23 protein-coding genes are annotated in these 22460 nt (G+C 66.3%); 15 read left to right on the top strand and 8 right to left on the bottom strand.

The window, feature by feature from the left end; all coding sequences use genetic code 11:
- The first annotated feature begins 86 nt into the window (after positions 1 to 86).
- Positions 87 to 776, top strand: coding sequence for a SapC family protein (locus AC3WJI_RS14555; protein ID WP_492757998.1), 690 nt, complete (start codon positions 87 to 89; stop codon positions 774 to 776).
- Positions 773 to 1813, top strand: coding sequence for a cupin-like domain-containing protein (locus tag AC3WJI_RS14550; RefSeq protein ID WP_492757997.1), 1041 nt, complete (start codon positions 773 to 775; stop codon positions 1811 to 1813). Before AC3WJI_RS14555 ends, AC3WJI_RS14550 begins: the two co-directional genes overlap by 4 nt.
- A gap of 34 nt (positions 1814 to 1847) precedes the next feature.
- Here the strand turns inward: AC3WJI_RS14550 and AC3WJI_RS14545 are convergent, their stop codons facing one another.
- Positions 1848 to 2177, bottom strand: coding sequence for a hypothetical protein (locus AC3WJI_RS14545; protein WP_492757996.1), 330 nt, complete (start codon positions 2175 to 2177; stop codon positions 1848 to 1850).
- Positions 2178 to 2191: 14 nt separating this feature from the next.
- Positions 2192 to 3607 carry a L,D-transpeptidase family protein gene (locus tag AC3WJI_RS14540; protein WP_492757995.1) on the bottom strand — a complete coding sequence of 472 codons (1416 nt, stop codon included), beginning with the start codon at positions 3605 to 3607 and terminating at the stop codon, positions 2192 to 2194.
- Between the two features lie 355 nt (positions 3608 to 3962).
- Between AC3WJI_RS14540 and AC3WJI_RS14535 the strand changes: the two genes are divergently transcribed.
- From AC3WJI_RS14535 to AC3WJI_RS14520, 4 genes are all read left to right on the top strand, one after another.
- Complete coding sequence (locus AC3WJI_RS14535; RefSeq protein ID WP_492757994.1) at positions 3963 to 4685, top strand: GDSL-type esterase/lipase family protein; 723 nt, start codon at positions 3963 to 3965, stop codon at positions 4683 to 4685.
- 208 nt (positions 4686 to 4893) lie between these two features.
- Complete coding sequence (locus AC3WJI_RS14530; protein ID WP_492757993.1) at positions 4894 to 5298, top strand: cupin domain-containing protein; 405 nt, start codon at positions 4894 to 4896, stop codon at positions 5296 to 5298.
- Positions 5299 to 5308: 10 nt separating this feature from the next.
- Positions 5309 to 6469, top strand: a complete 1161-nt coding sequence (locus tag AC3WJI_RS14525) for a Gfo/Idh/MocA family protein (RefSeq protein WP_492757992.1) — start codon at positions 5309 to 5311, stop codon at positions 6467 to 6469.
- An 83-nt stretch (positions 6470 to 6552) separates the two neighbouring features.
- Positions 6553 to 7857, top strand: coding sequence for a Gfo/Idh/MocA family protein (locus tag AC3WJI_RS14520; protein WP_492757991.1), 1305 nt, complete (start codon positions 6553 to 6555; stop codon positions 7855 to 7857).
- Between the two features lie 66 nt (positions 7858 to 7923).
- On the opposite strand, the gene AC3WJI_RS14515 is transcribed toward AC3WJI_RS14520, so the two are convergent.
- Entirely contained in the window at positions 7924 to 8136 is a 213-nt protein-coding gene (locus tag AC3WJI_RS14515) for a hypothetical protein (RefSeq protein ID WP_492757990.1), read from the bottom strand.
- Positions 8137 to 8729: 593 nt separating this feature from the next.
- On the opposite strand from AC3WJI_RS14515, the gene AC3WJI_RS14510 reads away from it, so the two are divergent.
- On the top strand, positions 8730 to 9755 hold the full coding sequence (locus tag AC3WJI_RS14510) for an oxidoreductase (protein ID WP_492757989.1): 1026 nt from the start codon (positions 8730 to 8732) through the stop codon (positions 9753 to 9755).
- A gap of 97 nt (positions 9756 to 9852) precedes the next feature.
- Positions 9853 to 11454 (top strand): response regulator, encoded by a 1602-nt coding sequence (locus AC3WJI_RS14505; RefSeq protein WP_492757988.1) that lies wholly within the window; start codon positions 9853 to 9855, stop codon positions 11452 to 11454.
- Here AC3WJI_RS14505 and AC3WJI_RS14500 read toward each other — a convergent pair.
- From AC3WJI_RS14500 to AC3WJI_RS14490, 3 genes are read right to left on the bottom strand one after another with little or no spacing between them, the layout of a single operon-like run.
- A complete protein-coding gene (locus AC3WJI_RS14500) occupies positions 11451 to 13502 on the bottom strand; it encodes an NAD(+) synthase (protein WP_492757987.1) in 2052 nt (683 codons plus the stop codon). The two genes, AC3WJI_RS14505 and AC3WJI_RS14500, sit on opposite strands and share 4 nt — an antisense overlap.
- A complete protein-coding gene (locus AC3WJI_RS14495) occupies positions 13502 to 14005 on the bottom strand; it encodes a CinA family protein (protein WP_492757986.1) in 504 nt (167 codons plus the stop codon). The genes AC3WJI_RS14500 and AC3WJI_RS14495 overlap by 1 nt, the downstream gene beginning before the upstream one ends.
- Positions 14006 to 14065: 60 nt before the next feature.
- Positions 14066 to 14713, bottom strand: coding sequence for a murein L,D-transpeptidase catalytic domain family protein (locus AC3WJI_RS14490; protein ID WP_492758016.1), 648 nt, complete (start codon positions 14711 to 14713; stop codon positions 14066 to 14068).
- Positions 14714 to 15019: 306 nt separating this feature from the next.
- On the opposite strand from AC3WJI_RS14490, the gene AC3WJI_RS14485 reads away from it, so the two are divergent.
- From AC3WJI_RS14485 to mtnA, 5 genes are read left to right on the top strand one after another with little or no spacing between them, the layout of a single operon-like run.
- Positions 15020 to 15787, top strand: a complete 768-nt coding sequence (locus AC3WJI_RS14485) for a L,D-transpeptidase family protein (RefSeq protein WP_492757985.1) — start codon at positions 15020 to 15022, stop codon at positions 15785 to 15787.
- A gap of 47 nt (positions 15788 to 15834) precedes the next feature.
- On the top strand, positions 15835 to 16467 hold the full coding sequence (locus tag AC3WJI_RS14480) for a methylthioribulose 1-phosphate dehydratase (protein ID WP_492757984.1): 633 nt from the start codon (positions 15835 to 15837) through the stop codon (positions 16465 to 16467).
- Positions 16464 to 17003 carry a 1,2-dihydroxy-3-keto-5-methylthiopentene dioxygenase gene (locus AC3WJI_RS14475; protein WP_492757983.1) on the top strand — a complete coding sequence of 180 codons (540 nt, stop codon included), beginning with the start codon at positions 16464 to 16466 and terminating at the stop codon, positions 17001 to 17003. Before AC3WJI_RS14480 ends, AC3WJI_RS14475 begins: the two co-directional genes overlap by 4 nt.
- Before the next feature lie 2 nt (positions 17004 to 17005).
- On the top strand, positions 17006 to 17635 hold the full coding sequence (gene mtnC / locus AC3WJI_RS14470; protein WP_492757982.1) for an acireductone synthase: 630 nt from the start codon (positions 17006 to 17008) through the stop codon (positions 17633 to 17635).
- Entirely contained in the window at positions 17632 to 18675 is a 1044-nt protein-coding gene (mtnA, locus tag AC3WJI_RS14465; protein WP_492757981.1) for an S-methyl-5-thioribose-1-phosphate isomerase, read from the top strand. The genes mtnC and mtnA overlap by 4 nt, the downstream gene beginning before the upstream one ends.
- 116 nt (positions 18676 to 18791) lie before the next feature.
- On the opposite strand, the gene AC3WJI_RS14460 is transcribed toward mtnA, so the two are convergent.
- Entirely contained in the window at positions 18792 to 19466 is a 675-nt protein-coding gene (locus AC3WJI_RS14460; protein WP_492757980.1) for a hypothetical protein, read from the bottom strand.
- A gap of 86 nt (positions 19467 to 19552) precedes the next feature.
- The gene (locus AC3WJI_RS14455) at positions 19553 to 20698 is read right to left on the bottom strand and encodes an aminotransferase (RefSeq protein WP_492757979.1); all 1146 of its coding nucleotides are present in this window, start codon (positions 20696 to 20698) and stop codon (positions 19553 to 19555) included.
- Between the two features lie 83 nt (positions 20699 to 20781).
- On the opposite strand from AC3WJI_RS14455, the gene AC3WJI_RS14450 reads away from it, so the two are divergent.
- A complete protein-coding gene (locus AC3WJI_RS14450; RefSeq protein WP_492757978.1) occupies positions 20782 to 21024 on the top strand; it encodes a hypothetical protein in 243 nt (80 codons plus the stop codon).
- A gap of 248 nt (positions 21025 to 21272) precedes the next feature.
- Positions 21273 to 22301: an aspartate-semialdehyde dehydrogenase gene (locus AC3WJI_RS14445; protein ID WP_492757977.1), complete on the top strand. Its 1029-nt coding sequence runs from the start codon at positions 21273 to 21275 to the stop codon at positions 22299 to 22301.
- Positions 22302 to 22460: the final 159 nt, after the last annotated feature.

Below are 22460 nucleotides of genomic sequence, written 5' to 3'. Positions count from 1 at the left end.
CGTTGCGATGCAGCGGCCCTTTTCTCGCTGATTGAGCGGCCAGGGGCTTTGCGCCATGGTGCGCGCATGGGCGGCGGAAGGACAGCATGACCAATCGGGTCGCACTCGACAATGGAGCGCACCGCGACCTCAAGGTCGCGCTGCGTCACGGCGCGGCGTACGGCGACGCGGTCAACCAGTTGCCGATTTTTCCTGCCGAGTTCGAGGAGGCGCAGCGCGACTTCCCGATCCTGTTCCGGCGCGATGCCGAGGATGCGCTGCAGGCGGTGGTGCTGCTCGGTCTCGACCGCGACGAGAACCTCTTCCTCGAAGGCGAGAAATGGGCGAGCCGCCATATCCCGCTGGTGCAGCAGCGCGGTCCGTTCTCGCTGGGCGCGACGGGGCTGCACGTCGATATGGACGATCCTCGCGTAGGCGCAGAGGACGGTGAGCCGCTGTTCCTGCCGCATGGCGGCAATGGCCGTTATCTCGACCATGCGACGCGGGTGCTCGCATTGCTGCGCAGCAATGCGAGTGCGGCGCGGGACATGTACTCGGCCTTCGATGCACTCGGCCTGCTCCAGCCGCTCGAGCTCGACGTGGAGATCGACGCGGAGCGCCGCTATGCGATTGCGGACTATTCGGGGATCACCGCGGAGACGCTGGCCGACCTGGGCGGTGCCGAGCTCGAGCAGCTCAGCCGCGACGATTATCTGCGGCCGGCGGTGCTCGCCTCCGCCTCGCTCGGCAACGTCAACCGCCTGATCGAGCGCAAGCTGATGCGGCTCGCGGCATGAGCGACGCGTTCGCCATTTCGCGCCGCACCGAGGTGATCGAGGGTATCGCGCCCGACGCGATCCCTTATGCCGAGCTGCTGGCGGCGCAGCGGCCTGCAATCCTCAAGGGCGTCGCGCGCGATTGGCCGCTGGTCCGGCTCGGCCTGGAGTCGCCGGCAGCTGCGATGGACTATCTCCTGCGCTTCGATGCCGGCTGGCCGGTGGTCGGCTTCACCGGCGCGCCCGAGATCGGTGGGCGCTTCGCCTATGACGCGGAGCTGACTGCGTTCAACTTCGCTGGAGACCGCCAGCCGCTGAGCAGCTTCCTGTCGAAAATCCGGGCGCACCTGGCGGACGCCGCGCCGCCGTCTTTCTATATCGGCTCGACCGATCTCGACACTTATCTGCCCGGGCTGCGCGGCGAGAACGACCTGCTGCTCAACGATCCGATGTTCGCCGCCAATCCGCCGATCGCGAGCATCTGGATCGGCAACCGGACGACCGCCGCGGCGCATTACGACATGTCGAACAATCTGGCCTGCTGCGTGGTCGGGCGCCGGCGCTTCACCTTGTTCCCGCCCGATCAGGTCGCCAATCTCTATCCCGGCCCGCTCGAGCCGACCCCCGGCGGACAGGCGCTTACCATGGTCGATTTCCGGGCACCCGATTTGGATCGCTATCCGCGCTTCCGCGACGCGCTCGACGCCGCCCAAATCGCCGATCTCGAGCCCGGCGACCTGTTATTCTATCCCGCTTTGTGGTGGCACCAGGTCGACGCGCTCGATCCTTTCAACGTGCTCATCAACTATTGGTGGAACACCTCCCCCACCTTCCTCGACACCCCGCAAAACACCTTGCTCCACGCGATGCTCAGTTTGCGCGATCGTCCCGAAGCCGAGAAGCGTGGCTGGCAGGCGCTGTTCGACTATTACATCTTCGGTCCGGCCGATCGCGCCGGGGCGCATCTTCCGGAACATGCCCGTGGTCCGCTCGGCACGCTCGACGAGATCAAGGCGCGGCGGCTGCGCGCCCAGCTTCTCGCCAAGCTCAACCGCTAAATGGGCGGGGACTGCCGGCGGCAGTCCCCGCCCATTACTGTGCCGGCTGGCTGTCGTTGCCGCCTTCGTCGCGCGAGACGCGCGCGGTCATGCCCGTTGCATCGGCATCGTCCTGGGTCTGCTCGTCGGCGCTCAGCGACGGCGGTGCGGCGTCAGGCGTGCTCTCCGTCGTCGCATTGTCGATACGCGGAGCGGCCGGTGCTTCGGTCGGGACGGTCGTGTCGGCCGTGCTGTTTGGTACCTCGATCGGCGTCATGTCCGCGGCGTTGGTCGGCGCCGGAGCTTCGTCCTTGCCGCCGCCGCACCCCCCGAGCGCGAGTGCGCCGGCAACCGAAGCGAGCAATGCGAAACGCTTGAGATTCATCGAATGGTCCCTTTTCAACGTGCGGCGACGGCGGTGATCGCCGAGCGCCTTTCGATCTTCGCCGCCAGCGTCTTGTCCCAGCCATAGGGGTCGCCGCGGAAGTTCATCGCGCCGTTCGCGCTGGCGAATGCGGTCCAATAGAGCAGATAGACATGGACCTGGTCCTGCGGCTGCAGCTGGACGCGCTGCGTCTTGCCGGTTGCGAGCGCAGTGTCGATCTGGTCGGGCTGCCAATTAGGGTCGTTGCGCAGCAGCAGCTCCGCCAGCGGGCCCGGTTTCTCCAGCCGCACGCAGCCATGGCTGTCGAGCCGGTCGAAGCTCGCGAACCGCGCCTGTGCCGGGGTATCGTGGAGATACACGGCATAGGGATTGTCGAAGTCGAACTTGTACAGCCCGAGCGCGCTCTTCGGCCCCGGTTGCTGCTGGATCCGGCGGCTCGCGCCGGTGCCGATGATCTTGTAGTTGTTGCGCGCGAGGTAGGCCGCGCCCTTGGGGAACAGCTCCTTGGCGGCGATACCGGCGGGGACGTTCCACGGCGGATTGAGCACGATCGAGTGGATCCGCGACTGGAGCATCGGCGTCTCGTGGCCCGGCCGCCCAGTCACCGCCTTCATCGAGGCGATCGGCGCGTCGCCTTCGAACACCGTGAGCACTGCCGCGGCGATGTTGACCTGGATGCGCTTGGCCGGGAGCTCCTGCGGCAGCCAGCGCCAGCGTTCCATGTTCGCCATGATCTGGCGCACGCGGTCGCTCGCCGGCACGTTGAGCGCGCCGAGCGTCCCGGTCGACACCACGCCGGTGGGGTTGAGCCCGTAGCGCCGCTGCGCCCGGACCACCGCGTCCTTCAATCCGGCATCGAAACTGGACCCGGTCGCGACGACTTCGCTATCCTCGACCGCGAGCCGCTTGCGCAGCGCCGCGACGCGCGGGCCGCTTGCGCCCATTGCCATGTCCGGCCCGGCGGGGATCGTGGCCCAGCCGCCATTCGCCTCGATCTTGCGGTAATTGGCGAGGCCCTTTTGCAGCCCGTCATAGCCGGCATAAGGCGGCGGTAGGGCGCGGAACCACGCTGCGATGCGATCGCGCTTCACTGCGTCGGCAAAAGCGGGGGTGGGATCATAGGCGGCGGGGCGAAGCCCCCAATCCTGCTGGAAGTCGCTGGCATCGAGCCGGCCCGAATGCACCGCGCGGGCGTAATCGAGCGCCGCGCGCACCACCGCCTCGTTGTTTTCGGGCCGCGCTGCCGCGGTGCCGTCGTGGCGAAGCCCGTGCGCGAAGCCGGCATCGGCGAGCAGTTTGGCAAGCTGTGCCGCCTGATCGTTGTTGATCGTAGGCGGCGGCACGATGGGTGCCACCGGAACTACCGGCGGGACGGCCTGGACGGTCGGCGCGGCGGCGGGCGTCTGTTGGGCGAAGCCAGGGGTGCTCATCAGCGCGGCGATCCCTGCCATCGCCGTGCCCAATCGTACGGTTCGTCCCAAAGTCGCTCGCGATGTCACACTCAATACTCCTGCCCGGCCGTGCCACACTGCAACACGGCTGAATCGCGGTGCTAATAAGCGAAGTTCGGGGGCGAGTGCGAGCAACTATTGACCCGCGGCCGAGATATCCCGGCCGCGGGTCATGACAGGGGCGCGGATCGCTGTCCGAACAGAGCCCGGAACCGCGCCCGTTCCGGGCTCGACTATAGTAACGGCAGCGGCGGTGCGTGCTTGCCAGCTTTCTTTCGGCCGTTAAGCTTGCCCGAAAATGCCCTGGGACGATCCCGCCGATACAGGAGAGCGCATGCCACCCATTGTTCGCCGCGGTTTCCTTGCCGGCGCGCTAGCGTTGCCGCTCGCCGCTCAAGCCAAGGTGCAGCAAGGCGCCGAGGACAAGCGCCAGCGCCAGTTGCGCGAGGATTGGCCTGCGCTCGGCCGCTATGCCGACGAGAATCGCGCGCTGCTTGCGGCGGGCACCACGACCAATATCGTCTTCCTCGGCGATTCGATTACCGAGGGTTGGCGCCGCCAGCGCCCCGCTTTCTTCAAGTCCGGGCGGGTAGGGCGCGGGATCAGCGGACAGACCACGCCACAGATGGTGCTGCGGATGATGGCCGATGTCGTCGCGCTGAAGCCGCGTTACCTGCACATTATGGCGGCGACCAACGACGTTGCCGGCAACACGGGCCCGATGACGCTCGACCAGACCTTCGACAATTTCCGGATGATGAGCGCGATCGCGCAGGCCAATCGCATCCAGGTCCTGCTTGCCTCGGTGCCGCCGGCGGATCATTTCCCGTGGCGGCCGGGGGTGGAGACGGTCAAGCCGATCCGCGCGATCAACGCCTGGCTCAAAAGCCATGCCAGGACCGCCGGCGCGACCTGGATCGACTATTGGCCGGTGCTCGCCGACGAGGCGGGGGCAATGAAGCCGGGCCTCGCCAATGACGGCGTCCACCCAACCGACCAGGGCTATGACCTGATGGCCACGGTGATCGAACCCTTCCTGCGAGCGCGGAAGATCTGACGCTCGTTACGATATTCTCAGACAATAGGTTCCGTCGGCATCATTTTTGCGTAAGCTGAGCCGGCGACCGGATTCGTGCTCCCGCGAAAGCAGGCGGCAAGGATTACACGCGGACCGGTAGGAAGCCTGGACTCCTGTTTTGGCAGGGGAACGAGAGGAGAGGCAGTTGCGAATTACGCATAGAGACGTGTGCGTCGCGGCCATCGCAATGCTGACCGGCGGCGCGGCCGTCACCGCGGCGCAAACCCCGTCGGCAAAGCTCGGCCCTGCGGTGTTCGACTGGACGCAGATGGCGGCGAAACCGACCGATGTCGGCGCGATCCGCACGCTCGTCCGCCAGCCCACCGCGACGCTCGACGAGCTCGAGATGCACGTCACCACACTCAATCCCGGCCTCGCCTCACACCCACCGCACCAGCATCCCAACGAGGAACTGGTCATAATCCGCGAGGGCACCGTCGAGACGCTGAGCGGTGGGGTCTGGAAGCGCCTCGGCCCAGGTTCGGTGATCTTCAATGCTTCCAATTCGCCGCACGCATTGCGCAACGTAGGTGCAAAACCCGCGACCTATCACGTCATAAACTGGAAGACCGCCGCGACCCCGGCGCATTGAGGAGACTGGAATGCACCGCCGCACGATGCTCACCGGCGCTGGACTGGCCGGGATCACCGCCGCCCTGCCGCCCGAACTGCTCGCCGCCCAGTCGCAGACCCAGGGCAATGGCGTCTCCGCCGACGCTGCGCCCTCTGCCCCGGAGCCGACCGCGAAGCACCGCATCAAGTTCGGCGTGATCGGGCTCGATCACGCGCATATCTATGGCATGACCGATGCGATGATCCGCGGCGGCGGCACGCCGGCGGCCTTCTTCGCGACCGACCCCAAGCTCATCGCGACCTTCCAGCAGCGCTACGGCAACGGCGTCCGGCTTGCGAAGAGCGAGGACGAGATCCTCGGCGACAAGAGCATCCAGCTCATCCTCGGTGCGCCGATCCCCGATCTGCGCGCGCCGCTCGGCATCCGGGCAATGCGTGTGGGCAAGGATTTCCTCGGCGACAAGCCGTCGATCACCAGCCTCGAGCAACTTGCCGAGGTGCGCCGCACGATCAAGGAGACCGGCAAGAAGTTCGCGATCATGTATTCCGAGCGGCTCGAGGTCCGCGCCGCCGTCTATGCCGGCGAGCTCGTCGCCCAGGGCGCGATCGGCAAGGTCATTCAGACGGTCAACCTAGCCCCGCACCGGGTGAGCGCACCCAGCCGCCCCGACTGGTTCTGGGACACGGCGCGCTACGGCGGCATCCTCACCGATATCGGCAGCCACCAGGCCGATCAGTTCCTGTTCTATACCGGCTCGACCAAGGCGCACGTCGTCGCGTCACAGACCGGCAATTTCCACTGGCCCGACAAGCCGAAGTTCCAGGATTTCGGTGACATGATCGCCACCGGCAATGGGGGTACCGGCTATATCCGCGTCGACTGGTTCACGCCTGACGGGCTGCCGACCTGGGGCGACGGCCGGCTGTTCCTCGTCGGGACCGAAGGCTCGATCGAGCTGCGCAAATATGTCGACATCGCCGGGAGGCCGGGCGCCAACCACCTGTTCCTGACCGATAAGAAGGGCGTGCGCTATATCGATTGTTCCAAGGTGCCGTTGCCGTTCGGCCCGCAATTCGTGACCGACGTGGTCGAGCGCAGTGCGATCGCGCAGGACCAGGACCAGGCCTTGCTTGCCGCCGAATTGGTGCTGACCGCGCAGAAGAATGCGACCCCGGCCAAGCTGGGCTGACAAAGAATTTGGAGGGATCCCTCATGCCTTTCGAAACAACTCGACGCGGAATTCTCAAGACGGGTGCCGTTGTGGCCGCTCCGATGATCGTGCCCTCGACCGTATTCGGCCAGAACGCGCCGTCGAACCGCGTCGTCATCGGCGCGATTGGGGTCGGCCGGATTTCGCGCGGACACGACATGAAGGAGATCCACAAGCACAAGGACGCCCAGATCGTCGCGGTGTGCGACGTCGACACGATCCGCCTGGGCGCGGGCAAGGAACTGGTCGACTCGCGTTACACTGCGAGCACCGGCAAGCCCTATTCGGGCACGCGGATGTATCACGACTATCGCGAGCTGCTTGCGAACAAGGAGATCGACGCGGTCCTGATCTCGACCCCCGATCACCAGCATGCGCCGCAGGCGGTGCACGCAGTACGCGCCGGCAAGCACGTCTATCTCCAGAAGCCGGCCGCCTTGACCATCTCCGAGGGCCGCAGGATGGCCGATGCGGTCAAGGCAAGTGGCAAGGTCGTCCAGATCGGCTCGCAGCAGCGCGGGCAGGAGCCGTGGCCGCAATTCCACCGCGCGTGCGAGCTGGTCCGCAACGGGCGTATCGGCAAGCTGCGCCATGTCGAGGTCGGCCTGCCCGGTGACCCATCGGGGCCCGAGGCGCCGCCGATGCCGATCCCGTCGAACCTCAATTACGACGCCTGGCTCGGCACCACGCCCGAGATCCCGTATACCGAGATCGGCGTGCATCCGCAAAATGCATTCGAGGACCGGCCGGGCTGGCTGCGGATCGAGCAGTTCGGCGCCGGGATGATCACCGGCTGGGGCTCGCACCATATCGATACCGCGCATTGGGGCATGGACATGGAGCATTCGGGCCCGGTCGAGATCTGGGGCAAGGCCGAATTTCCCAAGAGTGGGCTGTGGAACGTCCATGGCCCGTTCGAGACGCATGCGCGCTATGCCAATGGCGTGACGATGACGGTGTCGGGTGCGCTGACCAACGGCGTGAAGTTCATTGGCGACCGGGGCTGGATTTTCGTGACGCGGAGTGGCGCGGTCACTGCGAGCGACCCGAGCGCCGGTGCGAAGCCCGTCGAGCCGCTGCAGGCGAGCGATCCCAAGATCCTGACCAGCGTGATCGGTCCCAATGAAGTCCATCTGCTCAAGGTGCCCGAGCAGCATCGCAACTGGCTCGACGCGATCCTCACCGGTGTGCCGGTTAGCGCGCCCGCCGAGATAGGGCACCGCGCCTGCTCGACCTGCTTGCTCCACTGGACCGCGATGAAGACCGGGCGGCGGCTCAAATGGGATCCGAAAGCCGAGCGCTTCATCGGCGACGACGAGGCCAATGCGATGCTCAGCCGGCCGCAGCGGGCGAAGTACGCGATCTAGGTCGTGAATCCTTAAACGACCGCTCACAGCGCAAAGGCTGAACGTCCGAGACTGGGTGGAAAGCGGTCACCTCGTGCGGCGCACAGCCGGCATGAAGCGGAGGAACAATATCGCTCCCACCAGTGTCCAGCCCGCAGAAAACTGTTTTCCGTAGTCTCCTACTAGCCGCCACTCGAAGCAGGTGTTGGCGAGCGCGACGAGCAGTATCGCCCCGTACACCGCAGCGACTACCCGTTGCAGGACGGTGGGAGGTGCGCCGTTCCATTCATAGCTGCTCATCTCCCCATTTTGGCCATAGCCCCCAATGTCCGCAACTGGGGCGCTAGCGGACCGGCAGTTTTTATGAGTCTCCAATCTAGCGGGCCAGTCGGTTGACAAGGTTGACACGATATTGGGGGGCGGGAAGACATTGAATACGTAAGTCATTGATCTAGCGTTCTTTATGCTGGGCGCGGTTGACTGAGCGCGCCATCTAGTCGCCCGCGACGCGCCACCCACGCGCCACCCACGCGCCACCCACGCGCCACCCACGCGCCACCCACGCGCCACCCACGCGCCACCCACGCGCCACTGACGCACCATCCAGGGGACACGTAAGCGACATACAGGCGTCGCTGATGCACCATGCACGCGGCACCTATGCGACACCGCAAGTTTCGCGCCGCCAAGGTCACACGGAAGCACAACGCAGTTCGATAGACCCGGCCCCGTACGTCCGATCGATGCGACGGTTCAAAGAGCGTGACGGCGATCCCGGCCGCCCGAGGCAAGCAGTTGGAATCCTACATTGCAAGCAGTGTGTCGGACCAGTGATTGGAAAGTCCGGCTGCACGGCATAAGGCGAGCTGCGCGACGGGCAAAAGGAGCTTCGCATGATCCGCACCGGACTGATCGGCTATGGCCTGGGCGGCATGGCGTTTCATGCGCCGCTGATCGATGCGGTCCCCGAGCTCGACCTTGCGGCGATCGTCACGTCGCGCGCCGCGGCGGTCCAGGAACGCTATCCGCACGTGGCGGTGGTGCCCGAGGTCGCGGCCCTGCTTGCCGATCCCGAGATCGCGCTGGTGGTGGTCTCGACGCCCAACGACACGCATTTCCCGCTGGCCAAGGCGGCGCTCGAAGCGGGCAAGCACGTCGTCATCGACAAGCCCTTTGCTAACACCGTCGCCGATGCCGAGGCGCTGATCGCGCTTGCCGAGGCGCGGGGGCGCGTGCTCAGCGTCTTCCATAATCGTCGCTGGGACAGCGACTTCCGCACGCTGCGCACGCTGCTCGACCAGCAGAGGCTCGGCGACATCACGCTCTACGAGGCGCGTTGGGATCGCTTCCGCCCGGCGCTGCGCGGCAATTGGCATGAGGAGGCGGGGCCCGGCGGCGGCGTCCTGATCGACCTGGGGCCGCATCTGATCGACCAGGCGCTGACCTTGTTCGGTCCGCCGGAAAGCGTAACCGCCGACATCATAGCGCAGCGGAAGGGCTCGCTGGTCGACGATTATTTCGAGCTGACGCTGCATTATGGGCGGATGCGCGCCATCCTATCCTCTGCCGCGATCGTCCCGGAGCCGCGCCCGCGCTTCGCCGTCCACGGCACCAAGGCGAGCTTCGTCAAGCATGGGGTCGATCCGCAGGAAGCCCAGTTGCGCGCCGGGGGCCGCGCCGACGATCCCGCGCACGGCATCGAGGATCCGTCGCAACATGGCGTGCTCGTGTCGAGCGACGGGTCGCGCGAGCAAATCCCATCCGAGCAAGGCGACTATAGGCACTTCTACGCAGGAGTAGGGCGGGCGATCCGCGACGGGACCGCGCCGCCGGTTTCGCCTGCCGACGCACTTGCCGGGCTGCGGATCATCGAACTCGCCCGACGGAGCGCAGCCGAGCGCCGCGCGTTACCGTTCTGATACGATAGACCTCTGGCATTTCCCTTAGGTGGGCCAGGATTCTCAAGCGTCTATAGCGCGTTACTTCCGCGACTCGTTCGCAGGTTAGGGATTTGGCATGCTGAGCTTCCTGGCTGCGTTGTCGAATGGCAGCTACGCGCCGCATGGAGCGGCCATGGCCTGGCGTCCCGAACTCTTGTGGTCGAACGTCGCCGCCGACGGGATCCTCGCCTTCGCATATTTCTCGATCGCGCTGGGGCTGGCAGTGCTGATAGGCCGTCGACGCGATTTCGCTTTTGGCTGGATGTTCTGGTGCTTCGCGCTCTTCCTGGCCGCGGACGGCTTCATCCATCTGATGAGCATTGTCACTTTGTGGCATCCTTTCTATGGCTTGCAGGCCATCATTAAGGCTTTTGCCGCGGCAACGTCGATCGCGACGGCTATCGCGCTCTGGCCCCTCGTCTCGAAGGTGATCACGATGCCCTCGCGCGCGCAGCTGACTGCGGCAAATTCCGAGCTCGAAGCGATGGTGGCCGAGCGCGATGCCGCGCTTGCCGAACTTCGCGAGCAGAGCGCCCAGCGGCGCGAGCTGGAGGCGGCGCTGCTCCAGTCGCAGAAGCTCGAGGCGGTGGGGCAGCTCACCGGCGGGATCGCCCATGATTTCAACAACCTGTTGCAGGCAGTTGCCGGCAATCTGGAACTGATCTCGCGCAAGCCCGACGATATTGACCGCGTCGTGGCATGGAGCGCGAGTGCGCTCAACGCAGTCGAACGCGGGCGGCTGCTCACCGGGCAGCTCCTCGCTTTTTCGAGCAAGCAGCGCATCGATCTCGATTCGGTGCGCCTCATCGAGCTGGTCGGCGGCGTGAAGGATCTGATCGAGCGCGCAGTCGCGCCGCTCGGCCGCGTGCGCGTCGAGCGGATCGATCCCGGCCTCAACATCGAAGTCGATGCGCTCCAGCTCGAGCTGGCGCTGCTCAACCTTGCCTTCAACGCGCGCGACGCGATGCCCGAGGGCGGCACGCTGACGATCGCCGCCGAGCGCCGCAGCGGTCTCGTCGCGCCCGACCTGCCCGAGGGCGATTATGTCGCGCTGACGCTGACCGATACCGGTACCGGGATGCCGGCAGAGGTTCGTGCGCGCGCAGCCGAGCCTTTCTTCACTACCAAGGGTGCGGGGAGGGGCACCGGCATGGGACTCTCCATGGCGCTCGGCGTGGCGCGGCAGGCGGGCGGATCGCTCGCGATCGAAAGCACGGAGGGCGAGGGCACGACGATCACGCTGTTCCTGCGCGTCGCGGCGGGACAGCCGCGCCGTGTCGTCGGCGACGATGCACGTGCCGATGCGCGAGTCGATCTCACCGGCTGCACGATCGCGCTGGTCGACGACGATGCGCAGGTCCGCGGCTCGCTCGCCGACATCCTGGGGGCCGCCGGCGCCGCGGTGCATCAGGCGGCAGATGGCGCGTCCGGGATCGAACTGGTCCGTAGCGTGCAGCCCGATCTTCTGGTCGTGGATTTCGCGATGCCGGGGCTCAGCGGCGTAGATGTCGTGCAACGCGTGCGCGCGGACAGGGCCGATCTGCCGGTGATCATCGTCACCGGCTTCGCCGATACCGAGAAGCTCAATTCGGTTGCCGGAACGAGCGTCGCGGTGTTGTGGAAGCCGTTCGAGACGCAGGAACTGCTTCGCAAGACCGCCGGCCTGCTGCGCCGCTAGGGCAAAGCGCGGCGTAATTCCTCGATCCAGGTGGTCGCGACGCTGTCCGACGGCGCGCGCCAGTCACCGCGCGGGCTGAGCGCGCCGCCGGCCGACACCTTCGGGCCATTGGGCATCGCCGAGCGCTTGAACTGGCTGGTCTGGAAGAAGCGGAACAGGAAGGTCTCGAGCCATTTTGCGATGATCTCGAGGTCGTAGACATTGCGCTCCGCTTCGGGGAAGTCGATCGGCCATCGCCCGATATCGCGGTCGCGCCAGGCGTGCCAGGCGAGGAAGGCGATCTTGGATGGGCGCAGCCCGTGGCGGACGACATAATGTAGGAAGAAATCGTGGAGCTCATAGGGGCCGATCCGGTCCTGGGTGCTCTGCATCTTCCCCTCGGCATCGGCCGGGACGAGCTCGGGAGAGATCTCGGTTTCGAGGATCGCGCTCAGCACCTGCGCCGCGTCGGCGGTGAACTGGCCGCTGCTCACCGTCCAGCGGATCAGATACTGGATCAGCGTCTTGGGTACGCCAGAATTGACGTTGTAGTGGCTCATCTGGTCGCCGACGCCATAGGTGCACCAGCCGAGCGCCAGTTCGGACAGGTCGCCGGTCCCGACGACGAAGCCCTGGCGCTGATTGGCGAGGCGGAAGAGATAGTCGGTGCGCAGCCCCGCCTGGACGTTCTCGAAGGTCACGTCATAGACCGGCTCGCCCTCGGCGAAGGGGTGGCCGAGATCGGCGAGCATTTGCCGCGCGGTCGGGCGGATGTCGATCTCCGCGCCGGTCACGCCGAGCGCGCGCATCAGCGCCCAGGCGTTGGACTTGGTGGCGTCGCCCGTCGCGAAGCCGGGCATGGTGAAGCCGAGGATCTCCGAGCGCGGACGCCCGAGCCGGTCCATAGCCTTGCACGCGACGATCAGCGCATGCGTGGAATCGAGCCCGCCCGAGATGCCGATGACGAGGTGTTTGCTGCCGGTCGATTCGAGCCGTTTGCGCAGCCCTTCGACCTGGATGTTGAAGGCTTCGTAGCAATCCTCCTCGAGCCGCGCCGGGGTGTTGGGCACGAACGGGAAGCGGCGCAGCGGGCGGACCAGCCCGCGATCGGCCATGTCGGGCTGATGTGCGAAGGTGACACGGCGAAAGCGCAGCTCGGGATGATCGGCGTAGCGCGTGCTGTCGTTGAAGGTGCCATCGCGCATCCGCTCGAGCCGAAGCCGCTCGAGGTCGAGATCGGCGCAGACGACCTCGGTGGTCAGTTCGAACCGTTCGGAGCGGGCAAGCAGTTCGCCGAATTCATAGATCAGGCCCTGGCCGTCCCAAGCGAGATCGGTGGTGCTCTCGCCCGGTCCCGAGGCCGAGTAGAGATAGGCCGAGAGCGTGCGCGCCGATTGCGCCGCGCAAAGCAGCTCGCGCTCGCGGCCCTTGCCGATCACGATGTTCGATGCAGAGAGGTTGCACAGCACCAGCGCGCCCGCGAGCGCGCCTTCGGTCGAGGGCGGGGTCGGCGCCCAATAATCCTCGCAGATCTCGATATGAAAGACGAAATCCTCGAGATCCGACGCGGCGAAGATCAGATCGGTGCCGAACGGCACGGTCTGGCCTGCGACCTGAATGTCGAGGCCGGTCAGACCGAGCCCCGAGGCGAACCAGCGCTTCTCGTAATATTCGCGGTAATTGGGCAGGAACTGCTTGGGTACTACGCCGAGGATGCGACCGCGGGCGATCGCGAGTGCGCAATTGTACAGCCGGCCGTTGCGGCGAAGCGCGGCGCCGACCAGCAGCACCGGCTTCAGCTTCGCGCTGGCCTCGACGATCGCAGCGATGCCGGCTTCGGTCGCGTCGAGGATCGCATCCTGCAAATGCAGGTCGTCGATGGCGTAGGTGGTGACGTTGAGCTCGGGGAAGACGAGCAGGTCGGCGCCCTCGGCATCCCCCTTCTGCGCCAGCGTGATCGTCGCGGCGGCGTTCGCAGCCGGGTTGCCGACCACCACCGCGGGCGTGCAGACGCCGGCGCGGATCATTCCCTGGCGGTGAAGCGAGAAAAACGGGTGGGACTTCGCCATCACAGCGCCTCCGACAGCATTTCGAGCCCGATGCGCAGGCATTCGATCCGCACCGGCCCGCGGCCGACATCACCGAAATGTTCCTCGCGGTGATCGGTGGGCCGGCCATCGCGCGCGCAGGCGAAGTGAACGAGTCCGGGCTCGTCACCGGGGGCACCCGCACCCGCAAATCCGGTCACCGCCAATGCCACCTGTGCCTTGCTGAAGCGCAGCGCGCCTTCGGCCATGCGCCGCGCGACGGCTTCGCTGACCGCACCTTCGGACTCGATCAGTTCGGGTGCGATGCCGAGCATCTCGGCCTTGGCTTCATTGGTATATACGACGAAGCCGCGTTCGAACGCGTGGCTCGCACCTTCGACATCGGTGAACAAGGAGGCGAGTAGGCCGCCCGTACAGCTTTCCGCCGTCGCGATCGACACGTCCGCATCGCATGCACGCTCGAGCAACTTGCGTGCAGCGGCGTCAACCTCATCGGGGAGGACCGGAGAAAGCGTTTCGGTCATGCAATGGTCCTAGTCCGGGGCGTGGTCGAGTGCCAACCCCGCGGACCGCAATTCGATCCTTCAGACCTTGGCGGAATAGATCATCCGGCCCGGCCCAAGTCGTTCGAATACCTTGGCAAGTTCGTTCTCGCCGACCGCAAAGCAGCCCTGGCTGCGGCCGAGCTTGCCGTGCTTGGCGATCATGTCGGCGTTCGAATACCAGGCCGAGTGGACCACGATCGCGCGGTCCATCGCGTTGTTGTTGGTCGGGTCGAGGCCGAGCAGGCGCTGCGAGTCGCCGTGCTTGCCGACATAATAATCGGCGGTGAGAAACGCACCCTCGCTGGTCGCTTCCGAATTCACGGCGTTCGAGAAGCTGTGAAGCAGCCCCGTATGCTCGGGATCGGAGCCCACGCCGTGCGCGACGAGGAAGCTCTGCACTTCGCCGCTGCCGAGATGAACGATGTGGAAGCGCGGCCGTGCCGACGGCGTCGCGAAGTCGGCGATGGCGATGCGGTCGTGCGACGGGATGCGGATCGAATGCTTGTCGAGCGCGGCGATCGCGCGCTTGAACAATTGCGGGCGGATGTTGCCGGGCACGCTGGCCGCGGCCTTGACCGGCGCCGGCGCTGCCGGGATCGGTGCCGGCACCGGGACGATCGGAGCGGGCGCACTGGCCAGCTTCAAGGTCCGCGTAGCGCAGGCCGAGACCACCGCGCCACTGGCCATCACAAGCGCCGACCGCATCAGCGCGCGGCGCGTCTGCACCGAATCGAGATTTTCCGTCACTGGTTACCCGCTACCCGCTATTGTGCTTGGTCTTCGTACCAAGCTTAGCTTTGATATGGGGTGAACACCCGGCCTTTTCCCCGCAACTCACCGCAATCGCTGCCCAATTCACCGAGTTCGATCGCAAATCGGGAACTAAACCTTAGCGCCGCCGCAACCGATCGCCGACGATTCGCCGGTGGCACCAAAATCGGTTAACAAGGTTTAAGAAGTCGATGCGGGAGTCCCGCGGGGCATGAGGGTTTGATGATGATCGATGGGGTGCGCGCGCTGTTCGTGGCGGTGGCATTGGCGCTCGTTCCCGTCGCGATGGCGAGCGCCGCGGCGCCCGTGCCGATCGAGCAGCCCGCGATCCCGAAACTGCGCGCCGGCCAGTCGATCTGGTTCGAGGCCCCGGAATTGCTCAAGGCGAATAGCGGCGCCGACGCCCCGATCCGCATCGTCGTCGCGATCCGCCAGCAACAGGCATTGGTCTATCGTGGCGATCGGCTCGCCGGTGTGACCACGGTCTCGACCGGATCGGCGGGCTATGAGACGCCGCTCGGCGAGTTCACCATCCTCGAAAAGAAGGCGTTCCACCGCTCGAACCTCTACAGCAACGCCCCGATGCCCTATATGCAGCGGCTCACCTGGGGCGGCGTCGCGCTCCACGCCGGCGTGCTGCCCGGCTATCCGGCTTCGCATGGCTGCATCCGGCTTCCCAACGCGTTTGCGCGCCAGCTTTTCGAGCTGACCGCGATGGGCGGGACGGTGCTGGTGGTCGACGACGTGGCCGATGCGCCGCTCTATCTCCCGCTCGAACCCGTGCTCACCGCCGACCTGGGCGGACTGCGCACCTCGCTGATCAGTTCTACGCCGGCGGCACCGCGGCTCGCGGCGGAGACGCGCGACCTGGCGGGGGGCGCCTATGAGATGTTGACGATGGGTGGGGTCTCGCCAGGCGCGCGACCGTCCTCGTGGACCACGGGGGCCGGGGAGGTCGACGAGGCAGCGCTCGCCCGCGGATCGCGCTAAAGCAAATCCTTCTGCAATCCGTCATAGTCCTGCGCTAGGAAGCGGGAATGACTGCCATTCCCTTCGCCGAGGCCGTGCCGGCGCTGATCGAAATCGGCCGACGCTTCGACGCGTGCGGCTGGGCGCCGGCGACCTCGGGCAATTATTCGGCCCGGCTAGACGATGGCAGCTTCGCCGTCACGGTTTCGGGGACGCATAAGGGGCGGCTGAATTCGGAGGGGATCATGCGTGTCGATGCGGCGGGGCAGGCGCTCACCCCCGGCAGACCCTCGGCCGAGACCGCGCTGCACCTTGCGATCTATCGGCTGTTTCCGGATGCAGGAGCGGTCCTCCACGGTCACTCGCCGCAGGCGGTGGGCCTTAGCCGTGCCGCGAGCGAAGCCGGCGAATGGGTGTTTCGCGGGCATGAGATGCTCAAGGCGTTTCCCGGCACGACTTCGCACGAAGGCGAGATTCGGCTGCCGATGGTCGACAACAGCCAGGACATGGCGGAGATCGAAGCGGCGGTCGCTCCGGCGCTGGCGATGAAGGGCGCGGCGCCGGCCTATCTCATCCGCAGCCACGGGCTCTATGCCTGGGGCAAGGATGTGGACGAAGCCGAGCGGGTGCTGGAAGCCACCGAATGGCTGATCGCGGCCGAGCTTGCCGAACGCAATTTCAGAAGGGCAGTGGTGCAATGACCCAGCTCAGCATCTATACCCAAGAGGGCGAACGCTTGCTGCAGACCGAGGTGCCGGCGCGGGTCGCCGAGACGCTCGGCGCGATCGGCGTGCGGTTCGAGCAATGGCCGTTGCGCGCGCTCCCCGCCGACGCCGACCAGCAGGCGGTTCTCGACGCCTTCGCGCCCGAGGTCGAACGGCTCAAGGCCCAGAACGGCTACCGCACCGTCGACGTGATCCGGATGACGCCCGATCATCCCGAGCGCGCGGCGCTGCGCACCAAATTCCTTTCCGAGCATCGCCATTCGGAGGACGAAGTGCGCTTCTTCGTCGAGGGCAAGGGCCTGTTCACGCTGCGCGAGGGTGAGCAGATCCATGCAGTGCTGTGCGAGGAGGGCGATTTGATCTCGGTCCCCGCCGGGATGCGCCACTGGTTCGACATGGGGCCGAGCCCGCGCTTCACCGCGATCCGCTTGTTCACCGATCCGGCGGGCTGGGTCGCCGATTTCACCGGCGACACGATCGCCGACCGTTTCCCGCGGCACGAACCGGCGTGATCGTGGGCGAGCCGCAGGTCATCCTGCTCGACATCGAAGGCACGACGAGCAGCATCTCGTTCGTAGCCGACGAACTCTTTCCCTATTCACGCGCGCACCTGCGCGACTTCGTTGCGGCGCACCCCGATCAGGCTGCGCCGATCCTCGCCGACGTGCCGGGCGACGACCCGGTGGCGACTTTGCTCGAATGGATCGATCAGGATCGCAAGGCGACCCCGCTGAAGACGCTGCAGGGAATGATCTGGGCGCAGGGTTATGCCGAGGGTGTGCTCAAGGGCCATGTCTATCCGGACACGCCGGTGGCACTGCGGCGGTGGCGAAGGAAGGGGATAGCGGTGCACATTTATTCGTCGGGCTCGGTCGCGGCGCAGAAACTGCTGTTCGGCAATTCGATCGCGGGCGACCTGACGCCTTTGCTGTCGGGCTATTTCGACACGACCAGCGGGCCCAAGCGCGAGGCCGGATCCTATACTAGGATCGCCGCGACTTTGGGGCTGCCGACGTCGGCGATGCTCTTCGTCTCGGACGTCCAAGCCGAAGTCGACGCGGCACGCAGCGCGGGGATGGCGGCGTTGCTGATCGCGCGCGAAGGTGGCGGCGACGTGCAGAGCCTCGACGCGGTGCTGCCATGATCCTGCAGGGTCAGCATCGCCGCTCGATCGGGCGAACCGAGGACGGCGCGGGGGTACGGATTCTCGACCAGCGGCTGCTGCCCTGGGAAGTGCGCTGGGTCGAGTTGCGCAGCGTCGATGCCGCCGCGGTGGCGATCCGCGAGATGTGGACGCGCGGCGCGCCGATGATCGGGGCTACCGCCGCCTACGGCCTGGCGATGGCGCTTGCCGTCGATCCGAGCGATGCCAGCCTTGCCCGTAGCTACGACGCGCTGCTCGCGACCCGGCCGACCGCGGTCAATCTGCGCTGGGCGCTCGACGAGGTCCGCGCGGCGGTGGCGGAATTGCCCGAGGATTCGCGCGCCGAGGCTGCGTTCGGGCGTGCCGATGCGATCTGCGAGGAGGATGCGGGGCTATGCCGCGCGATCGGAGAGCAGGGCTTGGAATTGCTCAAGGCGCTGCATGCGGCGAACCCCGATCGCCCGGTCAACGTGCTCACTCATTGCAATGCCGGCTGGCTGGCGACGGTCGATTACGGCACCGCGACCGCGCCGATCTACCTCGCGCATGATGCCGGTATTCCGGTGCATGTCTGGGTCGACGAGACGCGGCCGCGCAACCAGGGTGCGCTGCTGACGGCGTTCGAGCTGGCGAACCACGGCGTGCCGCATACGGTGATCGCCGACAATGCCGGCGGGCTGCTGATGATGCAGGGCAAGGTCGACGCCGTGATCGTCGGCACCGACCGCGTCACCGCTAATGGCGATGTGTGCAACAAGATCGGCACTTACCTGAAGGCGCTCGCCGCGGCGGACAACAAGGTGCCCTTCTATGTCGCATTGCCCTACACGACCTTCGATCCCACGACCGCGACCGGCGCCGACGTCCCGATCGAGGAACGCAGCGCCGACGAACTCACCCACCTGACCGGGCCGGCGGAGGATGGCATCGCGACTGTCAGGGTCACCGATTCACCCGCCGCCAACCCGGCCTTCGACGTCACCCCTGCGCGGCTGGTGACGGGGTACATCACCGAGCGCGGGGTATTGGACAAAGTCTAGCCAATCACTGCGCCCCGGCGACGGCCGAGGCCCAGTTTCGGCCAAGTAGACAGCGAGCCGCGACCTCGAGGCCGCTCGCAGCTGGACCCCGGCCCTCGCCGGGGAACAGTCCTACCTCAATTGTTCTTCGTCTCGACGGTGGTGGTTGTCGTGGTGCGCGGCGCCGTGGCGGTCGCGGGCTTGCGGGTCGTGCGCTTCACCACAGTCCGCTTGCTCGAATAGGAGCGGGCAGCCGGCGCGCTGGTCGTGGTGGTGACCGTCGTGCTCGACTCCTTCGCGGCGGCGGCTTCAGCGGCGGCGAGCGTTGCAGCCTGCTGCGCGGCGGCAGCCTGCTGGCTGGCGACGGTTGCCTGGTTCTGCGCCTGTGCCGCGGCGCTCTCGGCGGCCGCGCGCTGCTCGCGCTCGGCGGCGGCATCCTGCGCCGCTGCGCTTGCCGCTGCCTCGGCGGCGAGACGCTGCTCGCGCTCGTTCGACGCCTGGGCAGTCTTGTTGCGCTCGGCTTCCTCTAGCGCCTGATCGGCGAGACCCGACGCGCGGCGCGCCTCGGTGATCGTCGAATCGCGATGGTCGCGGGCGAGCTGGTCGCGTGCGACGCGCAGGGACTCCTGCGCACGTGCCATGGATTCGGTGGCATAGGTGCCCGCGCCGGCCTTTTCGGCGGCGTCGACCTTGGCGGTGGCCTCGGCGACGGCGGTTCGGGCCCGGTCGATACGGCTTTGCGCCAGCGTCGGGGTGGCTGCCAGCAGCGCCGCGATGCCGGCACCCTGGAAAATCATTTTCATCGTTCGCATTTTGCAACTCCTCGTTGCCCCGGCCGGCGAACGGGTGCGCTTAACAAGGGTTGCTCGGGCGGCGGCGAAGCGAGGCCGGCTGTCGATCAGACGAGTTTTGACGCGCCGATCCGTGCAATCGCGGCGTCGAGCGTCGCGTCTTCCTTGACGAAGCAGAAGCGGACGACGGTCGTCACCGGGTCCTCGGCATAGAAGGCGGAGACCGGGATCGCTACGACTCCGGCGTCGATCAGCCGCTCGCAGAACTGCCGGTCATTCAGCGTGATGCCCGAGGCGGCAAGGTCGACCGACAGGAAGTACGTCGCCGCGCTCGGCAGCACTGTCAGTCCGGCGGCGGAGAGGCCCGTGGCGAGCCGGTCGCGTCCGGCCTGGAACCGGCCGCGCGCTTCCAGCACCCAAGCATCCTGCGTCGCAAGGCCCTCGGCCACTGCCCATTGCAAATTGGGAGGGGTGGTGAAGGTGAGGAACTGGTGGGCGCGGGCGAGCACGCGTGCGAGCTGTGGGGCGGCACACATCCAACCGACCTTGAACCCGGTGAGCGCGAAGATCTTGCCCGCGCTGCCGATCTTGACCGTCCGCTCGCGCATGCCGGGGAAGCCGATCAATGGGAGATGGCGCGCGCCATCGAAGGTGACATGCTCCCATACCTCGTCGCACACCGCGACCAGGTCGTGCGCGACGCAGAAATCGGCGAGCATCGCCAGTTCGGCCGCGCTGGACATCGTCGCGGCGGGATTGAGCGGATTGTTGAGGAGCAGCAGCCGCGTGCGCGGGGTGACCGCGGCTTCGAGCGCGGCGGGGTCGATGCGCCAGTGCGGCGGCTCGAGCCGGACGAAGCGCGGTACCCCGCCGGCCTGGCGGACTAGCGGCACATAGGCGTCATAGAGCGGCTGAAACAGCAGGACCTCGTCGCCCGGCTCGATCAATGCGAACAGAGCGGCGGCGAGCGCCTCGGTCGCGCCCGAGGTGACGATAACTTCTTCGGACGTCAGGTCGAGGCCCTGGTGGCGGACATAATGATCGGCGACCGCCTGGCGCAGCTCGGGAAGGCCGGCCATCGGCGGATATTGGTTCGATTTCTCGAGAAGCGCACGTGCTCCGGCTTCCAGGACCGCCTCGGGCCCGCGCCCGTCGGCGAAGCCCTGGCCGAGGTTGATCGCGCCGGTTTCGCGCGCGCGCGCCGACATCGCCTCGAAGATCGTCGTGCCCATTTGCGCGTAGAGCGGATTCATGCCCGGCTTGTGACTGCTTGCAACCAAGCACGCAACCGCCGCATTAAGCAGATCGTTGATGCGTAGCGTCCGTAAGGAAGATCATGAGCAAGAAGCCGCCCGTCCCCGCCGAAAACCAGTCTCCCTATCCCAAGGAAGAACCGGCGCACGACCACAGCCACGACAATGAGACCGTGGCGATCGTCCGTGAGATGGCCGCCGCCAAGCAGCGCCGCGCGGGCCCTTCGTCGCGTCAGCTCGGCATCGGTGCCGCAGTCGGCGTCGGCTCGGCAGCGATCGTCGCGGGGCTGCTGTTCTGGCGCGGCAATCGCAAGGAAGGCAAATAGGCAGGCTGTCACGCACGACAGAATTATTTCACCAGATGCCCTCGTCACGCAGCTTTCGGTCTGTTAGAGGCGCGCCATGCTTCGAAAACCGCGAACTACTCCGCGAATTAGCAAACGCGTCTGACGCTCAGGCGCGCGAAGCATGGCTTGCTTCGAAGCAGTCCGGAATGCGCTGGCATTCCCAACCAATCACCACCAAATGAACCGCTCGTCGCCCTTTGCGCGACGATCCTGAGGGAAGGACGAAAATGGGCTACCGTGTCGTGGTCGCTGGCGCCACCGGCAATGTCGGGCGTGAAATGCTGAACATCCTCGCCGAGCGCGAATTCCCGATCGACGAATTGGCGGTGCTCGCCTCGGCGCGCAGCCAGGGCGACGAGATCGACTTCGGCGAGACCGGCAAGAAGTACAAGGTCCAGAATATCGAGCATTTCGACCCGGCGGGCTGGGACATGGCGCTGTTCGCGATCGGCTCGGAGGGATCGAAGCTCCACGCGCCGCGCTTCGCTGCGGCCGGCTGCACGGTGATCGACAATGCCTCGCTCTACCGGATGGACCCGGACGTTCCGCTGATCGTGCCGGAAGTGAACCCCGAGGCGATCGACGGCTATACCAAGCGCAATATCATCGCGAACCCCAACTGTTCGACCGCGCAGATGGTGGTCGCCTTGAAGCCGCTCCACGACGCCGCCAAGATCAAGCGTGTCGTCGTCGCGACCTACCAGTCGGTGTCCGGCGCGGGGAAGGCGGGAATGGACGAATTGTTCGAGCAGAGCCGCAACATCTTCGTCGGCGACCAGGCCGAGCCCAAGAAATTCACCAAGCAGATCGCCTTCAACGTGATCCCGCACATCGACAGCTTCCTCGATGACGGCTCGACCAAGGAAGAGTGGAAGATGGTGGTCGAGACCAAGAAGATCCTCGATCCCAAGATCAAGGTGACCGCGACCTGCGTGCGCGTCCCCGTGTTCGTCGGTCATTCGGAGGCGATCAATCTCGAGTTCGAGGACGAGATCAGCGCGGCGCAGGCGAAGAACATCCTGCGCGAGGCGCCGGGCGTGATGCTGGTCGATAAGCACGAGGACGGCGGCTACATCACCCCGATCGAGTGCGTCGGCGAGTTCGCCACCTTCGTCAGCCGCGTCCGCGAAGATTCGACCATCGAGAACGGGCTCAGCCTGTGGTGCGTCAGCGACAACCTCCGCAAGGGTGCCGCGCTCAACGCAGTGCAGATCGCCGAACTGCTTGGCCGGCGGCATTTGAAAAAGGCGGCGTAAGTTTGAGTCTCCCCTCCCTGCAAGGGAGGGGATCAGGGGGTGGGTTAAGAGAAGGTCGGGCTCGATGCCCGACCTTTTCTTTTATCGGCGCGGCTCGTTGGGCTCGCCTTCGGCTCGCACCCACCCCCGACCCCTCCCTTGCAGGGAGGGGAGAATTAC

This window comes from Sphingomonas sp. FW306-1B-B10E (assembly GCF_058782005.1).
Note: the sequence above shows the minus strand (reverse complement) of the source record. Positions and strands in the feature narration are given on the sequence as shown.

Coding starts and splice junctions, on each gene's coding strand:
- AC3WJI_RS14490 (WP_492758016.1), bottom strand. CDS start 14,713: ATGGCCAGTGGCGCGGTGGTCTCGGCCTGCGCTACGCGGACCTTGAAG.
- AC3WJI_RS14450 (WP_492757978.1), top strand. CDS start 20,782: ATGAGCAAGAAGCCGCCCGTCCCCGCCGAAAACCAGTCTCCCTATCCC.
- AC3WJI_RS14510 (WP_492757989.1), top strand. CDS start 8,730: ATGATCCGCACCGGACTGATCGGCTATGGCCTGGGCGGCATGGCGTTT.
- AC3WJI_RS14460 (WP_492757980.1), bottom strand. CDS start 19,466: ATGCGAACGATGAAAATGATTTTCCAGGGTGCCGGCATCGCGGCGCTG.
- AC3WJI_RS14540 (WP_492757995.1), bottom strand. CDS start 3,607: ATGAGCACCCCTGGCTTCGCCCAACAGACGCCCGCCGCCGCGCCGACC.
- AC3WJI_RS14515 (WP_492757990.1), bottom strand. CDS start 8,136: ATGAGCAGCTATGAATGGAACGGCGCACCTCCCACCGTCCTGCAACGG.
- AC3WJI_RS14525 (WP_492757992.1), top strand. CDS start 5,309: ATGCACCGCCGCACGATGCTCACCGGCGCTGGACTGGCCGGGATCACC.
- AC3WJI_RS14480 (WP_492757984.1), top strand. CDS start 15,835: ATGACTGCCATTCCCTTCGCCGAGGCCGTGCCGGCGCTGATCGAAATC.
- AC3WJI_RS14520 (WP_492757991.1), top strand. CDS start 6,553: ATGATCGTGCCCTCGACCGTATTCGGCCAGAACGCGCCGTCGAACCGC.
- AC3WJI_RS14445 (WP_492757977.1), top strand. CDS start 21,273: ATGGGCTACCGTGTCGTGGTCGCTGGCGCCACCGGCAATGTCGGGCGT.
- mtnA (WP_492757981.1), top strand. CDS start 17,632: ATGATCCTGCAGGGTCAGCATCGCCGCTCGATCGGGCGAACCGAGGAC.
- AC3WJI_RS14485 (WP_492757985.1), top strand. CDS start 15,020: ATGATGATCGATGGGGTGCGCGCGCTGTTCGTGGCGGTGGCATTGGCG.
- AC3WJI_RS14495 (WP_492757986.1), bottom strand. CDS start 14,005: ATGACCGAAACGCTTTCTCCGGTCCTCCCCGATGAGGTTGACGCCGCT.
- AC3WJI_RS14535 (WP_492757994.1), top strand. CDS start 3,963: ATGCCACCCATTGTTCGCCGCGGTTTCCTTGCCGGCGCGCTAGCGTTG.
- AC3WJI_RS14555 (WP_492757998.1), top strand. CDS start 87: ATGACCAATCGGGTCGCACTCGACAATGGAGCGCACCGCGACCTCAAG.
- AC3WJI_RS14545 (WP_492757996.1), bottom strand. CDS start 2,177: ATGAATCTCAAGCGTTTCGCATTGCTCGCTTCGGTTGCCGGCGCACTC.
- AC3WJI_RS14455 (WP_492757979.1), bottom strand. CDS start 20,698: ATGAATCCGCTCTACGCGCAAATGGGCACGACGATCTTCGAGGCGATG.
- AC3WJI_RS14550 (WP_492757997.1), top strand. CDS start 773: ATGAGCGACGCGTTCGCCATTTCGCGCCGCACCGAGGTGATCGAGGGT.
- AC3WJI_RS14530 (WP_492757993.1), top strand. CDS start 4,894: ATGCTGACCGGCGGCGCGGCCGTCACCGCGGCGCAAACCCCGTCGGCA.
- AC3WJI_RS14475 (WP_492757983.1), top strand. CDS start 16,464: ATGACCCAGCTCAGCATCTATACCCAAGAGGGCGAACGCTTGCTGCAG.
- AC3WJI_RS14500 (WP_492757987.1), bottom strand. CDS start 13,502: ATGGCGAAGTCCCACCCGTTTTTCTCGCTTCACCGCCAGGGAATGATC.
- AC3WJI_RS14505 (WP_492757988.1), top strand. CDS start 9,853: ATGCTGAGCTTCCTGGCTGCGTTGTCGAATGGCAGCTACGCGCCGCAT.